This is a genomic window from Neoroseomonas rubea (genome assembly GCF_016106015.1).
In the GTDB taxonomy this organism is placed as follows: Bacteria; Pseudomonadota; Alphaproteobacteria; order Acetobacterales; family Acetobacteraceae; genus Neoroseomonas; species Neoroseomonas rubea.
In genome coordinates, this window is the sequence record NZ_JACADQ010000002.1 from 18,865 (window position 1) to 35,414 (window position 16,550).

10 protein-coding genes and 1 pseudogene are annotated in these 16,550 nt (G+C 64.8%); 7 read left to right on the plus strand and 4 right to left on the minus strand.

Annotation, left to right across the window (positions count from 1 at the left end; all coding sequences use genetic code 11):
• Positions 1-43: 43 nt before the first annotated feature.
• On the plus strand, positions 44-1,189 hold the full coding sequence (locus HW577_RS00510; RefSeq protein WP_198374086.1) for a glycosyltransferase family 2 protein: 1,146 nt from the start codon (positions 44-46) through the stop codon (positions 1,187-1,189).
• Between the two features lie 64 nt (positions 1,190-1,253).
• On the plus strand, positions 1,254-3,545 hold the full coding sequence (locus HW577_RS00515; protein WP_198374087.1) for a GNVR domain-containing protein: 2,292 nt from the start codon (positions 1,254-1,256) through the stop codon (positions 3,543-3,545).
• 7 nt (positions 3,546-3,552) lie between these two features.
• On the opposite strand, the gene HW577_RS00520 is transcribed toward HW577_RS00515, so the two are convergent.
• The gene (locus HW577_RS00520; RefSeq protein ID WP_198374088.1) at positions 3,553-4,974 is read right to left on the minus strand and encodes an oligosaccharide flippase family protein; all 1,422 of its coding nucleotides are present in this window, start codon (positions 4,972-4,974) and stop codon (positions 3,553-3,555) included.
• 323 nt (positions 4,975-5,297) lie between these two features.
• Here HW577_RS00520 and HW577_RS00525 point away from each other — a divergent pair, with 323 nt between their 5' ends.
• Positions 5,298-6,254: a hypothetical protein gene (locus HW577_RS00525; protein WP_198374089.1), complete on the plus strand. Its 957-nt coding sequence runs from the start codon at positions 5,298-5,300 to the stop codon at positions 6,252-6,254.
• 402 nt (positions 6,255-6,656) lie between these two features.
• Here HW577_RS00525 and HW577_RS26360 read toward each other — a convergent pair.
• Positions 6,657-7,094: pseudogene (locus HW577_RS26360) on the minus strand (sigma-70 family RNA polymerase sigma factor); the annotation flags it as partial.
• Positions 7,095-8,293: 1,199 nt separating this feature from the next.
• Between HW577_RS26360 and HW577_RS27015 the strand changes: the two are divergent.
• Positions 8,294-9,601 carry an O-antigen ligase family protein gene (locus HW577_RS27015; protein ID WP_198374091.1) on the plus strand — a complete coding sequence of 436 codons (1,308 nt, stop codon included), beginning with the start codon at positions 8,294-8,296 and terminating at the stop codon, positions 9,599-9,601.
• Entirely contained in the window at positions 9,601-10,728 is a 1,128-nt protein-coding gene (locus HW577_RS00540) for a glycosyltransferase family 4 protein (RefSeq protein WP_198374092.1), read from the plus strand. The genes HW577_RS27015 and HW577_RS00540 overlap by 1 nt, the downstream gene beginning before the upstream one ends.
• Here the strand turns inward: HW577_RS00540 and HW577_RS00545 are convergent.
• Positions 10,696-11,835: a glycosyl transferase family 1 gene (locus HW577_RS00545; protein ID WP_198374093.1), complete on the minus strand. Its 1,140-nt coding sequence runs from the start codon at positions 11,833-11,835 to the stop codon at positions 10,696-10,698. The two genes, HW577_RS00540 and HW577_RS00545, sit on opposite strands and share 33 nt — an antisense overlap.
• A gap of 56 nt (positions 11,836-11,891) precedes the next feature.
• Positions 11,892-13,385, minus strand: coding sequence for an oligosaccharide flippase family protein (locus tag HW577_RS00550; protein ID WP_198374094.1), 1,494 nt, complete (start codon positions 13,383-13,385; stop codon positions 11,892-11,894).
• A gap of 1,311 nt (positions 13,386-14,696) precedes the next feature.
• On the opposite strand from HW577_RS00550, the gene HW577_RS00555 reads away from it, so the two are divergent.
• Complete coding sequence (locus HW577_RS00555) at positions 14,697-16,238, plus strand: hypothetical protein (RefSeq protein ID WP_198374095.1); 1,542 nt, start codon at positions 14,697-14,699, stop codon at positions 16,236-16,238.
• Positions 16,235-16,498 carry a hypothetical protein gene (locus HW577_RS00560; RefSeq protein ID WP_198374096.1) on the plus strand — a complete coding sequence of 88 codons (264 nt, stop codon included), beginning with the start codon at positions 16,235-16,237 and terminating at the stop codon, positions 16,496-16,498. Before HW577_RS00555 ends, HW577_RS00560 begins: the two co-directional genes overlap by 4 nt.
• The last annotated feature ends 52 nt before the right edge of the window (positions 16,499-16,550 follow it).

Genomic DNA, 16,550 nt, shown 5'->3' on the forward strand with positions numbered 1-16,550 from the left:
ACCTCGTCGCTAGGTCACAAGTGAGTAGGCAGGGAGCCAAGCCATGAACATCATGAATCGCGCTGCAGCCATACTCTCCGACGATCGCGCTCCTCGCGCGCTCAGCACAGCGGCGTCAAGACATCCCTTCGTCTCGATTGTCATTCCCGCGCTGAACGAGGAACGCTACATCGAAGCCTGCCTAGCCTCTCTGGTCGGCCAGTGGCCCGACGGAAGATACGAAATCCTTGTCCTTGATGGCGGCAGTACGGATCGGACGGCGGAGATCGTCGAGGCCTTCCGTGCAGGCCATGGATCCGTTGTCGCGTTGACCAATCCGCGCCGGAATCAGTCTGCGGCGATGAACCTGGCGGCGCAGTTGGCCTCGCCGCATGCAACAGTTCTGTTGCGCGCCGATGCGCATGCGCTCTACCCGCCGGATTTCGTTCGGCGATGTGTGGGGGCGCTGCTGCGGACTGGCGCGACATCGGTGGTTGTGCCGATGCGGACAGAAGCGAGGAGTGGCGCTGGACTGCAACGCGCAATCGCCGCGGCACAAGGCAGCCGGCTCGGTAATGGCGGTGCGCTGCATCGTATGGGTGGTGCTTCTGGCTTCGTCGAACACGGCCACCACGCTGCCTTCGACCGCGCCTTCTTCCGATCGATCGGCGGGTACGACGAGACCTTTACCCAGAACGAGGATGCCGAGTTCGATGTGCGCGCCGCCGCCGCTGGTGGTCGCATCTGGATGTGCGCCGAAGCGCTTGTCGTATATTTCCCGCGCGACAGTCTGGATGGACTGGCCCGCCAATACTTCCGCCATGGCTGCGGAAGGGCACGGACACTGCGGAAGCATCATCTGCGACCGCGGCCACGCCAGATGATCCCGGTCCTGGCACTGGGTGGCTGCGCCGCGGGCATCACTGCGGCGCCAATCGCTCCAATGGTTGCCGCGCTCGTTCTAATCTATCCGGCGTGTTGCATCGCCTGGGGCATGCTCCAGACGATACGGCGCCGCGATACACAGCTGATGGCGGCCGGGCTGGCCTTGATGACGATGCATCTCTGCTGGGCGCTCGGCTTCGTCGTGAGATACGTGCAGCCGCGGCCTGGCCCTGTTGCAAGCAGTCTCCCCGCACGATCGTCGGACTACGTCGCCGCGCCGATTCAGAAACACACGAATGCATCTCCGGCGCCTTCAGCACGTTGAGTCAGTATCTTGATCATGGCGGCGACGTGCGGCCCATGACACCGAGCGAAGGAGCAACCGCCCAATGCTGAACTTCCCCTTCGCTTCGCCGCAGGCGCCGAACCCGACGCCGTCGCCCATGATCGATGCTAGCCCCTTCTCTTGGCTGCCGGCAGGTGTGGCATTCCTGCGCCGGCGGCTCCTGGTCATCGCGGGCTGTGGGGGACTTGGGCTGATCATCGGTGTCGGCTACCTCATGAGCGCGACGCCGCAATACACAGCCGTTGCGACGCTCAGCATTGACACGCGTCGCGCCCATCCGGTTGGCGGCCAGCAATCGAGCGCGGACTGGCAGTCGGAGAGTGCCTATGTGGAGAGCCAGGTGGAGTTGATTCGTTCCCCGGCAACGCTCCGTGGCGTGGTGGAACGACTGCAGCTCGACAGTCACCCGGACTTCATGCCGCGGCCGGCAGGGCTCGTGGAGACGATGTTCCTGACTGCGAAGCTTTGGCTCACCGGCACCGGCGATACCCTGATCGATCCGGCTTCGCGCGGACGGGCGGTTGCCGGCACTAGCCTGTCGCGGAGGCTCGAAGTCTGGCGCATCGGGACGACGTCTGTCGTCGAGGTCCGCGTACGCACACCGGATCGCGAGCTTTCGGCGCGGATCGCCAACGCAGTCACCGAGGCCTACACGGCGCAGCAACTGGTCGCCATCTCGGAGACAACGCGCCGCGCGGGTGGCTGGCTGGAGACGCGCATCGTCGAGCTGCGCGGCCAAGCCGTCGCCGCAGACCGCGCGGTGCAAGAATACAAGGCGCGCAACAATATCGTGGATGTCGGTACCGGTGCCGGAATCGGGCTGCTCAACGAGCAGCAGCTCGGTGAATTGAATGTCCAGGTTGCAGCGGCGCGCGCCCGTCTCGCCGAGACACAGGCACGCTACCAGCGCGCGCGGGCGAGCACGGTCAACGGCGTGACTGAGGGCGTTGTCTCCGACCTGGGCCAAAACGCGGTCATGGCCAGGCTGCGGGAACAATACCTGGACGGGTCACGCCGCCTTGTTGAGTTGACGGCGCGGCAGGGTGCAAACCACGGCGCAGTCGTCCTCCAGCGCAACGAGGTGGCCGAGCTGCAGCGCAGCATTCAGAACGAGCTGGCGCGACTGACCGAGACATTCCGGGGCGACTACGAGGTCGCGCAAGCCAATCTGCAGGTGATTCAGGAGCGGCTTGCGGAGCAGATCGCGATCGCCGCGCAGACCAACATCGAGCGTAGCGAACTTCGGTCCCTACAAAGTTCGGCGGACGCCTATCGGCAGATCTACGAGACCTTCTTGCAGCGCTTCACCCAGGCGATGCAGGACCAGTCCTATCCCATCTCCGACGCACGGGTGGCCGCCGTGGCTCTTGCGCCGATCGAGCCCAGCCATCCGCGCGCCGCGATCGTGCTCGCGGTTGCGCTCGGGCTTGGATTGGCCTTTGGCATGACGGCGGCGGTGGTGCGGGAGGCCATGGACGGAACGGTGCGTACCATGGCGCAGTTGCGCCGCGCGACGGCGCTCGACTGCCTGGGCGTAGTTCCCCGGCACCACGCACTGACCTTTGCAAAGGGCTGGCGGTGGGGCCGGGCGCGACGCACGAGTGCATTGCGGGGCCAGCGGCTGGTGCCGACTGCCTTCCTGCAGGCGGTGCGCGATCCTGACTCCGGCATCGCCGAGGCGGTACACAGCGTGCGTGTCGCTGCCGCACGCCAGTCGGCCCGTGGACGCGATGTGCGGGTGATCGGCTGTGTGTCCGCAGTCGTGAAGGATGGAGCGAGCACCTTCGCGGCTAATCTGGCCTTTGCGCTAGCGGCGGAGGGTCAGCGCACTGTCCTTGTCGACTGGAACGCGACGTCCCCCGGCCTGACCGAAGCACTTGCGCCCCACCAGCGGATCGGGTTGCAGGATCTCGCATCCGGCGAGGCCAGCCTGACCGAAGCGGCGTGGACGGATCCCGAGACTGGTCTGCGCTTCATTGGCCAGTCGCATTCCTTCGGCAGGAGGCGGGAAGTGCTGACTGCCGCATCGGCGCGCGGAATCCTGGCGCGGTTGCGGGCGGGCCATGACGTCGTCATCCTGGATCTGCCCCCCCTGCTGGCGAGTGGCACGGCCGTGCGGCTCAGCGACCTCGTCGACGGTTTCGTGCTTGTCACCCGCTGGGGCAGCACGACTCAGTCAATGCTGGCGGAGGCATTGTCGCGCACCGCCGCCGCGGATGCGTTGTTCCTTGGCGTGGTGTTGAACGGGTGTGATCCGGCCCGGATGCGGCATTATCCGACCGAGGCGGCAGGGTCGGTGCAACTGGGCGCGCCGGCCCCCATGCCTGTTGCGTGACTATGCGTTAGCCGACTTGCGGGTCGGCACGCCGCCGAAAGCGTCGAATGTCGGCGGCGAGCGGTCCGGGTGCCAGCACGGTTAGCGAACCGACATAGAGTAGCGCGCCGCCGATGATCGCGAGGGTCATGGTCGGAACCGCGCCGATGCCTGGTAGCAGACTGCGCAGCGCGACGACGCCGCCGGCCATGACAACAGCGGCTGCGAGGGGAGGCCAGATGGCGGCGGCAAGTTCGCCTGGCTTGAGGCGCAGTTCGCGCATCGCGGTGGCGAGGTAGACGCCGTTCCCCGCGACCGTCGCGGCTGCGATGCCTGCGGCGACTCCGGTTAGACCGTAGCCCACGCCCATGAGCAGGCCTGCGAGCGTGAGCGTGGTGCCAATCAATGCAACGCGGAACTGCAGCCCCGAACGTCCGCGACCGAGCAGCACCGCCATCGACAGCCATCCAATCGCCTGCATCGTTGCCGCTGGCGCCAACAACATCAGCACGGGTGTAGTCCCAGCCCAGTGCGGACCCAACAGCAGGGCCACGGCGAGATCCGCCACCAAGGCGAGGCCCAGCATCATCGGCGTCGCGAGCGTCAGCATCATCCGTATTGTCGTTGTGAATAGCCGCGCTGCTGCCGGGCGGTCGGCTTCCAGCCGCACGATCGCGGGCAGGAAGGACACGAAGGCGGGCCCCACCAGCACCGCTTCCGGCATGCGGACGATCTGGACGGCAAGGGAATAGAGGCCCACCTGCTCGGCACCCAGGAATCGGCCGACGATCAGGCAATCTGCTGACCGCGAGACCAGCGCAAGCAGGTTTGTGCCAAGCATCGGCGTGCCATGGCGCAGGAGGTAGCCGAGCGCACCGCAACTCGGCCTTGCACGGAGCACTGCGCCGGCGAGAGAGAGCAGCGTGATCGTCTTGACTGTCCAGAACACCAGTTGCTGCGCCACCAGACTCCAGGCGCCCCATCCATCGAGCGCCCCATAGAGCGCGGCTGCCGCCCCGGCGGTCGTGGCCGCTATCTCGCCGACGGCAAAAATCCAGGTCGTCCCGGCTTTCTGCGCGCGTGCCGAAGGTACGCTGCAGAGTGCGCCCAGGACCAGCGTGGGGGCCAACCAGCGCAACAGCGGTGTGATGTCTTCGTGCGACAAGGCGTAGGCGATCCAGGGTGCCGCCACGAAGAGAAAGAGCGCGAGCAGGGTGCCATTGGCCAGCGCCGTCAGGAACATGGTCGCTTCCACTTCGCCGAGCGGGTCGGATGCGCGCACGACGGCATGCCCCATTCCGCCCTCTCCCATCATCATCACGACCAGCACCACGGGCATGGCGAGCGCGACGAGGCCGAATTCAGCCGGGCTCAACAGGCGTGCCAGCACTGGAAAGAGCAGAAACTGGATGATGAACCGGAACGCATTCGCAGCCGATAGCGCTAGCACGCCGAACGCGAGTCCTCGTGCCGAAAACGCAGGCGCGCGCGATCCCGGCGCGACCAGGCGATCCTCGTCTCGGTGATTGGGGGCAGCATCTCCTGGCACGCGCAATGTCCATGTTTCGCTGGCCGAGGGGTTCGGTACCACAGACTCAACCGCCACGATCGCCACAGGTTGCGCGCCGGGTAGAATGGATCGCGGCACGTTGATGAAGGGTCTGGCTCAGGACGCGCGAACAAAGTCTGGGCAACCAAACCCATCTTCCTGCCGTTACCTCTCACGACCGGCGATGGCGCGGGCCTGCGGATCCGGAGGGGCTGGAAACCACTATGACGATGACGCGACGGTACGCCGTGGTGTTCAAGGCCTTCTATTTCGACGATTTCGTCCGCCGCCGGCTGGCGCAGGTGGTGGCTGCTGCGCCGTCCGCTGACGTCTTTCTCATGATGGATGAGACGCGTCGTAGTGCTGGGCCGATCGACTTTGACCGAGTCATTCGCTTTCGCGAGTCGGATGTCGTGGCGCTCGGTTTCGCCGCCATCGCGAAGGGTTCGCTTCTCTGGTACAATGCCGATTATCCACTATACTATTTCCAGCACCTTTATCCAAGCTACGACTACATAGCTATGGTCGAATACGATGCTGTCCCGAATGCTGGGCTCGACGAACTGATACAGCAATGTCGTGCGCAAGATGTGGACTTCGTGGGCGAACCAATTTTGAAGCCATTAGATCGGTATTGGTGGACGCGTACGCTCTTGCGTTTTTACCCGCCCGCCGCAATCCGGCCAAGCCTGATCTGTGCCGCGGTGTTCTCAGCCCGAGCCGTGCGTCACCTTGCTGAGCGCCGTCTCGAACAGGGCCGCGCGTACGACCTGCCAGACGCGAAGGAGTGGCCGATCGGCGAGGCCTTCGTGGGCACTGAGCTCGCGCTGCATGGGTTCAACATGAGAGACTTGGCCTCCTTTGGTCAGCTCACACACTATGACTGGTGGCCGCCGACGCATGAATCCGAATTGCAGCGTCTCAGCGGCGAGGTCTTCGTCCACCCTGTCCTGACAGGGCGCCGCTACGTCATGTCTGTGTTCAAGAGTGGGTTCTTGTCGGGCCTGATCGTGACGGCGAAGATCTCGCTCGGCTGGCTGTCGCGTCGGTTGGGACAGGGAACGCCTGCCTTTGCCCGCCTATCATCCGCCAAACCGCAGGACCAGGCCGGATGGCGTGCTGTAGCATCCGGCGCCCTTCCAGACTCAGCGACGCGGGATGACGAAAAGCGCCTCCCCTAACGAGCGCCTGTTCAGCGCCGCGCAGGTCGTCCCACCAGATGGTCTGCCGCGCGCGATGCAGAGACCCATCGTGCCGGATCACGCCGGGGGGGCCGCACCGATCAGCCGAAGGAGCTCGTCCGGGATAGGCTCGCCCGCGATGTGATCGAACATTGCGTGAAGCTCCCCTCGCAGCCAAATCTCGAAGGCGCCGTCCGACGCCGGTGCAGTGCGCGCACGCGCCCGCGGCCGACCGTGTGGCGCTGTCGCATCGCGCTTCAGGCGGTCATGTCCCTTTTCGTCAGCCATGGCGTCATGGGAGGAACGTCCCGACGCGGCCGTCGCGGCAGGCAGCCTTGGCTTCGTCGTCGGTGACGCGCCGCTCATGAGAAGCGCGCCCTTCGCGCGCCGACTGCCTCCCGCGCCAAGGAGCAACACCTCGAGCCGACGTCGCGCACGGAAGACCCGGCATTTGGCGGTGCCGACGGCACAGCCCATGGCTACCGCGACCTCCTGGTAGCTGAGCCCCTGGACGGACACCATCACCAACGCCATGCGTTGGTCCGCCGGCAAACGGGCGAGGTGCGCGCGGAGTTCCTGCAGTGCAAGATTGTCTTCCTGATTGGGCGGGCGCGACAGCGCTTCAGGTGGGGCGTCGTCGACGTCTACCGTCTCCCGGGCTCGCCGCCGGTCCGAAAGGAACCGGTTGCGCAGGATGCGAGACATCCATGCGCCAAAATTCGTACCAGGCGTGAAGCTTGCTTTCGCAGCCAAAGCACTCGTGACTGCTGCCTGTACCAAGTCGTCGGCATCGGCGCGATTGCGGGTCAAGGCGAGGGCTTGCACCCGCAATCGTGGCAGAACGGCGACGAGGTCATCAGCAAACCGTTCCGGTTGCTGCGCTTCGGCAGGAAGGTTGGCGTTTCGCCGTAGGGCGGGGGCGTCGATATCAAATTGCATTTGAACCCAATGCGCGAACGTGGCGCATGGTTGCGTCGTCTATGGTCAGATCTGACATCGAGGTCTTCGGTGAGGGAGATGCGATCGGTGCTGACAAAGATCATCCACCGGGCCTTGGTGTCTCTAATGATTCGCGGTTCCTTGCGCCGCGGTCAGTCCTTGCCATGGTCGTGCGGCGCACGCGGCGCATCATCGGGAGACACGTGGCATTTCCAACTGGGCCCGCTGACCGTTACCGGCTCCCGCGCCAAGCCAAGACCCGTAAGGTGACGCGTTGCTCGCCGGCTGGCGAAGGCAACCGTTTCGTTCCTGGGGGAGCAAAGGTAGCTGACCTGGTAGAAGGAGGCGGGCCAGGCGCCCGAAACTCCGTGTACGCAAGTCGCCGGCGATCGGCTTCGGGCCACGCAACGTCCTGACAGCGCACCCGATCCCGGGCTTGGCGCGCTGTCATCATCCCTCGATGCAACTCCCGCGCTTGGTCGCCGTTGAACTCCGCAGGATCCGACTGCTGCGTGGTGCGCGCACCTTCAACATCCAACACGCCGTCCGTAGCCCACGATGCCGCTGACGACGTTGCCCGCACACTGAGGACTGCCGAAGCGCTTGCTCTATGCCGAGGACCATTCGTCCTCTGTTCGATCGTCGCCGCGCTGGCCCGAAGAGGACATGTCCATGACCGAACTCCGAATTCCCATCGTGAACCCTGCACTTCCTGGCGTCGCGCCTTGCGCGGGCTCGAGCGAGGGAACCGTTGGGAGTCCGCCCGGCACTGCAGCCGAGCGCGCGATCGCTCTGGCCGTCGGAACCAGCAATTCGGGGGCATACCGTGCGCAGTCGGATGGTCAAACAGGAAGCCCATCGGGCACATCCATCAGCCGAGGCATTGACCGAGCTATCGGGCCGACCTCCTGCATACACTGAACCGCACCCACAGCTTGCACGGGCAAGCCTAGAGGCGTGCCCTGCGCCAAGTGATCGACACCCACGGTCGCCGAGGTCGGTGACGAAACCGCGAAACCGGCGCGGCATACGGGCCGCGTGAGGCCGTGGTCTCTCCCGCGCTTCGGCATTACCGCACTCCCCTCGGGTAGGACCGTATCGTGCGCGATCAGCTCTTCAACTCCGCCCCCACGAAGCGCCTAGCATGGCTGGCTACGGTGCTGTGCGTCATCGGGCTGATCATAACTCTGAGTGGATCCTCGTGGGGTGCATGGATGTTCCTCCTGGCATGGGGATTGGTTGCCGCACCGTACGTTGACCTCTGCGCGCGCCTCGTGTTTCGCGCGCCGGGCATCTGGTTGGTACCGACCTTCGCTCTCCTCTCCGTGGTGTGGTCCCAAGCGTCTGGCGTCACGCTGCGGGCGGCTGTCCAACTCGCATTAACCGTTGGCATCGCCTCATTGGCAGCGGGCCTTTTGCGGCCACGTGCCTTTGTCTCGGCTATGTCTGTCAGCCTGCTGTTTGGCGCCGTGCTATCGCTTGCCTTCGGCCGCTATGGCGTCGATGGCATGACAGGCTCAACGGTCTTCCTGGGGATCTTTGCAAGCAAGAACACCATGGCACTGTTCATGTCGTTGCTCGCAATCTTCTCGGCTGCCGTGATCTTGGATCGCGGCCAGACCGTGCCCCTCAGGTTGATCGCCACGGTATCCTTCCTTCTCAGTATTCCGCTGCTTGTCCTCGCGCGCTCTGCTGGCGCGCTGCTGACGACCGTTGCGTCTCTTGGTGTTCTTGCCCTCATGGCTGCCGTTGCGTGCCTGAATACGCGCGAGCGCCTCGTTGTCGGCACAAGCCTTGGTGTTCTCGTCGTACCGGCAGTGGGGATCGTCCTGCTCCTTGCGATGAGTGGCGTGTTGGACGAGGTGATGACCGGCTTCGTGACCGAAGTACTGGGAAAGGACGCGACGATGACGGGTCGCACGCTTCTCTGGCGCACGGCATGGGCTGAGATCGGCAGGCATCCGATGCTTGGGGTCGGGTACTACGCCTTCTGGTTGCAGGGGAATCCACTTGTGGAGTCGATATGGCGTGATTTCGGGATCGGCTCTCGCATGGGATTCCACTTCCACAACACGGTGTTGGAGGTGGCGGTCGAGCTCGGCTGGTTCGGCGTAATCGCGTTGCTGCTCACCTCTTGCCTCGCCCTTCAGCGTGTCTATCGCTTGGCAATGGTCGACCAGACCCCGGCTACGGCTGCCTTTGTCGCGGTGCTCTTTTGCCTCGGGGCGCGAAGCTTTGCCGAAGTGGACGCGCCGTATCCATTCGCGATCGGGACCTTCCTGCTCTTCGTCATGGCCGCGTACGGAGCCGACTTTGCACGCGCCTCGCGAAGAAGCGCCATGGGTCCCTCGAAGGCACTGGTTCCGTCATACCCAACGACGTCGTGCTCTCCGCCGGGATGCGTCTGATGGTCGAACGTGAATCGGAACCGAAAGGCCAGGGCGTGACTTCACCTCACTGCGCCTGGGTGCTGTCTGGCGCTTATACGCCGCCGTCTCAGGACGATAAGCTAGGCCCGAGGACTGAATTTCAGGCCTATCTGACGCGGTTTGGCGGTCGGCTGTTCTCACTATCCTCGCTCGGGGGAACGGGTCGCCACATCCCTGGGCTGCTGCGGCGGCGCCTACCCCGTCTGCGCCTCGCGTCGCTGGTGCTGGCACGTGGAAGCGGCTTCGATGCAATCCTGGCATCAGGGGAGGATATCGGAATCCCGCTTGCCCTCCTTTCCCTTACGCGCCGCTCCCGCATCCCCATCCACATGATGTTCCATGGGCATCACCTCGAATCGCGAAAGCTACGACTTATCGCACCGATCCTGCAGCACCTGCGGCATGTTCACTTCCATTGCCTATCGGAATCTTTGCGTGTCCGGACTCAAGCAGTCCTGGGCATTCCGGATGAGCGATGCCACGCGACGGGATATGGAGTAGATACGCGGTACTACGCCGGAACTCCCTTCGTGCCTGACGGGCCAATCGCGAGCGCGGGTGCTGCCAATCGTGACTATGCGACGCTCGTCGATGCCGTGCGCGACCTTCCAGTCACTCTTCGCATCGCTGCCGATAGCACCTGGGTCCCGGTCGCGACGAAAGAGGCCTCGCCGCAATTGCCGCCGAATGTGGAGATGCGTTCCTACGGGAACTATGCGGGTCTCCGCGAGCTCTACCGGCGCGCCCGCCTCGTTGTCGTTCCCTTGCATCCTGCGCGGCATGCCTGCGGATATGCCGTCATCGCGGAAGCGATGGCGATGGGCCGGGCCGTGATCGCGACACTGACGGAAGTCCCGCCGGATTTCCTCGTTCCGGGCATCAGCGGCCTGTTCACCCAGCCGCATGACGTGGAGGGGTTACGCGCGACCATCCAGCGCCTGCTCGACGCTCCAGAGGAGGCTGCCGAAATGGGACGAAATGCGCGCACCGCGATGGAGCAGAGCCACAGTCTTGAAGCCTACTGCGATCGCCTGGAGAAGGTCGTCGCAAATTCGATCGGCAAATCAAGCTTCTCAACGGGACCTGTGAGTGACAGGAGCGGTTGAGGCGGCTGCATGCTGCTTTGGGCGTCGGATGCACAAAGCTGCAGCAAGCCGTTCGCCGTCCTGGCCCTCGTCCAGCCAGGCGCTGCGCTCGACCCGGGCGACCTGCGCCGCAGCCTCCGCATATGCGTCTGGTCGCAGCTCCGAGAAGTGTCGGAGCAGGTCGACCGCGAGTGGCTCCGCCAGCAACATGCCAGCGCCCTGCGTCGCCAGCCAACGCCCGGTCTCTACCGCCGCGAGCGCGATCGGCACAACGCCGTGGTAACCGCCCTCATAAAGTCGGTTCGGAAGCAACCAGCGGGAGTTCCCGTCAGCCTCAAAGAAGTCAATCGACCACACGAAGTGCACGGCGCCGTAGATGGCGGCAAGATCCTTCCGGCGATCATACGCGCCGAGGAAGCGCAGCCCTGGTGTCGTCGCGACAATGGAGTCGAAATCCGGGATGGCGGCATAGGATGGACGACCACGGAGATCCACCACGACCTTCCCGGGCAGCTGCCGCACCAGTGCAGCAAGAAGATCGAGACTACGCCGGCACCGCAGCACACCGAACAATCCGATGCGCCATGGCGGCCCCGTGGGCTTCAATGAGCGCGTCGGAAGCGAAGTAAGGTCACTTCGCAGGACCTTGTTCTCGACCAGGCAGATCGGAGGGAGGCGCTGACCATGCACTACGGCCAGATGCTCACGGACGAAGGCGGTTGAGCTGACGATCAGAAGATCGGTCGCGAGCAGCAGTCGCCGCTCCAGCCACCGCAACGCAAAACCGATCGGTGATCGCACGACCATCAGCCTATGGATATCGAGGCATTCATAGGCCAGCACCGCATCGGGTGCGTGCTGCTCGCGCGCGCTCCGGGCCAGTACCAGCATCTCCAGTTGCCGCGCGATGACGACTGTCGCGCCGACCATGTGCAGTTGAAGCCGGCGAAGCAGAAGTCGCGCACGAAGTACCGACCAGGCGCGATGGCCGAGTTTCGAATCCACCGTTCGCCCCAGGCTGATGGCGGGCCAGCCTCCGACCTCTGCCGGCGCTGCGCCGGTACGGTGATAGCCGATCACGACGGCAGCCGTGAGGTAGGGGCGCAGCATATCGAGCCGTCGCAGCACGGCGGGATCACCGAGGTCGTGTACGAGATATACAAGGCGCATGTACGACGGACGCATTACGCACGGCAAGGCGGCTGCGCGGCAAGCCTTACGCCGCAGATGTGGCGCCACGATCGCCGCATCTGCGCTACCCCGACGATCATTCCCACGGCCGCGGCAGTAGTGCTGGCTGCCAGCGCCACCACGACAGACAGGCCAATGTTCGGCTGTTCGACGTTCCAGGTAAAGCCGAGTACCAACCAGCGGGTGCAGGCTGCAGCGGCGATCATCGTAAGGAATGGCGCCACCGCGTGCGCCGTGTGGATCTGCAATGCTAGACCACTAGCATCATTGCGCGTCATCACCGCGAGCATCGCGACTCCTATGAGAATTTGTACGGCGACAGCAACTGCGCTGGCGAGCGCCCCGTAGTGGGCGCCGATGGCAACTAGCACTGCACCGATGATGATCATGAACGCAAAGCGGAGGAAGAGACCCCCGTTGCGGCCGCTGACCGACAGCAACGCCGCATGGACGCTGCCGATCGCTCGGCCATAGCCGCTGACTGCCAGCACCGCGGCGACCGGCGCGGCCGCGATCCAGGCAGGCCCGAGCATGATGCCAATCACCAAATCCGCACTCACAGCAAAGCCGGCCGCCAGCGCACCGCAGGTCGCGGATACAATGGTCAGCGCCTGGCGAAGCCCCGCTGTCCGTGCTGGCACCGTAGTCCGCGCGGCGAAGTCTGGTTGGAACAGTGAGGTGGCAAGTGTGGTGGAAAGACTTCCGAAGGCCGACTCAATCCTCTTGGCGAGGTTGAACAGAGCGAAGGGCAGCGGACCGGCGATTGCGCCCACCAGAAGCTGATCCAACTGATTGTTGGCCGCTGCGCAGAAGCGCACCGCGGAGGCAGCAAGCCCCTCCGGAAGCATCGCTCTCAGGCAGGCGCCATTCCATCGCGGCCTGCGCAGCGTGCCGGTACCGAGGACTGTTGCAAGGGCGCTGCCGATGGAGTGCCCCAGCGTGTAGGCTGCTAGGCCGAGCGTCGGCTGCCCGGCTGCGAGAATGAGGAGGCCGATCGTGGTGGCGCCGAGACTCCCGACCAGGCCCCTCGCCGCGAGACGCGCATACGCCCCGCGCCGAGCAAGCTCGGCTTGCGGTTGCAGCAGCGCGAGGTCGATCGGAATCCGCAGGCCAATAAGCAGGAGCAACAGCAGCTCAGCCCCTCCAGGCTCCAAGCCGGCCATGGAAAGCAGCGCCGTCAATGCGAAGCCATAGATCGGGAGCAGTAGGAGCCCACTCAGGAGGAACGCTGCCAGCGCCGCGGCCTGGCACCGTATCTGTCCCGACCGGCGACTTAGCAACGCCTCGTAGAGTCCGGGCAGGCCACATGCTTTCAGAAGCTCCGCTAACGATACAGCCAGGGCAAACCGCGCAATGATCTCCGGCCCAAGCACGCGCGCGAAGACGACGAAGACGGCGAGCGGCAGCACAATCGACGTGCCGCCGCTGAGAACTGACCACGCCGCGCCACGGGCATAGCCGCCGCCTCGGTTGAAATCAGTGCGCAACGGACAGGCGAGCGCTCGCTGCGTCGAGCGCGCTCCAATGCATGCTTTCGATACGGCCAAGTGACAAGCGGACTTCTTGTGCCAGGACCTCTGCCAGCATGCCGTGTGTTGATCGAGCAGCGCGGTCCGGCAGGGTACGGCGGCGTGAGCCGTGGAGATCGCGGGTGTAATGGGCCCTCGTCAGAACCCGGATCGAGGCGTGACTGATGGCTCGCCGTAGGTCGCACCGTCGTGGATCCTGCACGCGTCGCGGTCTGCTCGATCCATTGTGGTAGCGGCCGCAGTCCCCGGTGCTGTCTTCGGCGTTCGCGCAGCATGAGGGCACGGCAACTCGGTGGGCGGGGTGATCCTGATGTTCGACCTTCTGCGCGTGGCTGCTTGCGTCGGGGGGGGTGCCTGTGCACGGCGCCTCATTCTGCCGAAGGCGACGTTGACATGTGCAAGCATGGTCTGGAGGGTGCCGACGAGCGTGACCGGTGCAGCGGAGGCCACAGAGCCACCGGTCGCAGCGCCGATCATCCGGAAAAGCCGTTCCTGCGCAGAACTCGCCGTATGGTGCGGTCGCGATCACACAGGCCCGCAGTGAGGCAGGCCGCTTCGCGTTGCAGGCGACTGAAATGCAGCGCCAAGATATCCGCTGGCTGACCCGAGCATGACGCGCCACGCTGCTCCAAAGTGGGCTCGTGATGCGTTTTGCGCAGTACAGCGCACCAGCCCCTGCTGCTTCGACAGTGCCTTCCATGAGGCTCCCTGGCTTTGAGGCGACACAAGCCGCCGTCCGACGCATCTTCTGCCGCCCAGCGAGTCGAGGCAGCGAACAGCGATCTAGCGTTTCACCCCGCCAAGGGTTGCCGCCCCATCACTCGAAATTCCGCGCCCGTGCTTGTGCGATGGGCGATGCAAACATTCTGCGCGCCGGGCGTTGTGGCGGTGAATCGCTATCGGATGCGTGCTGGAACTCCGGCCGTATCGATCATCCGGGCTGGGAGGTTCAATCGTGCAGAGTATTCCGAGAATCAGCCCGCCTTCGTCGCAGCACACGCCTGTTCAGGGGCGTCGTCTGAAGCACCGTTCGCGGTAGACCGCACCATGACGGCGCTGCGTCCTGCGAGCATGCCACATGCGTCGGGCCGAGTATCGGACCACTCCGCGAATGACAGTACTGCATGTCGCGTCACGCCGGCGTCCGCTACGACTTCGATACGGTTCAGGATAGCGGAGATTACCCCAGGCGTGGCTGCCCGGGTGCTCGAGCGCTGCCGACAAGGCGCCAGGCGCCATGCTGGTGCGGTCAGAACCTACGCGACCGCCATGCGCGAGCAGCGATGGCTTCTCAACGGAATTCCGGTCGTATTCTCCCGCGACGGTGTGCTCCTCGACGGGATGCAGCGCATGCTTGCCTGTGTCGAGGCGCGCTGCGGCTTCGAGACCCTCATCGCCGATGGAATCGAGGACGACGCCGGCGTTCTCCTGCAACGCCATCACCGTGGAGCGCCGCCTCGACCATGTGCGGCACGCGGGAATGATCACGTGCGCGCCGTGGACGCGGCGCTGCGCACTTTGGTGCGCTGCGCGGCCGGAACCGTGGATGCGCAGCATGAGCCCGCCGTTGGTCGCGCTGCGCTTGACGGGGCGCTGCGCGCCCATCCCATGATCGGAAGGGCGGTTGGCGTGAGCCTCGCGATGACGGGCTGCCCCCTGCCGGAAGCTATTCGCAGTCCGCTGATCTGCATGGGGTATGCGATCGACCGCGCCAAGACGGACCGGCTACTTTCTGCCGTCAGCCGCCCTGAATGTTTCCGCCAGACAGAGCCGGGAGTAGTACTTCGCTGGTGGATCGGTGCGATGGGTGCCGGGCTTGGCGATCCGTCATCGCAGCCCTCCGAGGCTCGACTTCTGGCACTCGCGATCCGTGCGCTGGCCGCGACACTGAACGACACTCCACTCTTCGGATCAGCTTGGCCTGTGGGGGACGCCGCGCCGCGCTTCCCGCAGCTGGTTGGCGCGTCGGCAATGACGGCGGTGGAGCCCGTACTGCCAGCCGAGTCGGATCCATCCATGGATCTTGCACGGCGACAGGACGGGCCCTGGGTTGGGATCGAGAGGATCGGCCCCTTGCGTGCCGCGCGCTACCTTGCCCAATCCGCAGGCCGTCGCCGCATTAGCGGCAGGCGTGTGGCCACCCTTGCCCGAGACATGCTGGAGGGTAATTGGATCAGCAGCGTGCAGCCGATCTGCTTTGCTGCCAGCGGGCGCCTGCTCGATGGGCAGCACCGACTGCAGGCAATCATCGTCGCGGGCTGCGAGATGGAAATGCCAGTTCTGCGGGGCCTTCGGGAGGAGGCGCGCGCGACCTACGACATCCATGCCAGACGCGGCGTGGTTGTCGGCGATGCGTTCGAGTGCTTCGGGGACCGCGCCCTTGCTGCGGCGATGGCGAACCTGCTGTGGCGCCATGAACAGCGTACGCCATCCACCCGTGCGAAGAAGGCATCCTCGGCGGACGTGATCGCGATCATCGCGGCGCATCCAAGGCTGATGCTGCTGCGAAGCTTCGCGCGAAGGATGACTGATTTCGGACGCCCATCGGTCATCGGGTATGCGGCATACACGATGGAGCGCGACGATGATGCGCTGGCGCGCCGGTTCCTGGGGATGTTCGAGACTGGAGCCGACCTAACTCCAGGTCATCCGATTCTTGCGCTACGCAACGCGCTGCAAAAGCATCGCATCGCTCGGATCACACAGGAGGCCGAGCTCAAGGTGTTGCTCGACGGCTGGGAGCATTTCAAGACCTGGTCCGCCTCTCCGCGAGGAGAGCGCCGCCTACGGCAGAGGAGTGCCACGGCATGAGGCAGTCGATCGTCATCGAGCTCATGGGCCGCTTCATCGGCGTCGCGATAGCCGACGCGGGCTCCGGATACGGCTTTGTCGCAGTGGACGAACGAGTGCGCGACCTTGCGCTCCGGCGCTGGCCAACTCTTGGGAGCCTTCGTTCTGCTGCGCGCAGAGCTTTGCAGAAGCAGCCGGCCCAAGCGGATCATCCGCGTGGCCAGTGGGCGCAGGAAACGAGGGGCGAATTGGGTCCTTCATCTCCGGATATCGCTGCATGAGCGACGATCCGAGAGTCGGCGCTGCCGGGGACGGGTTGCATTCCGATGTAGC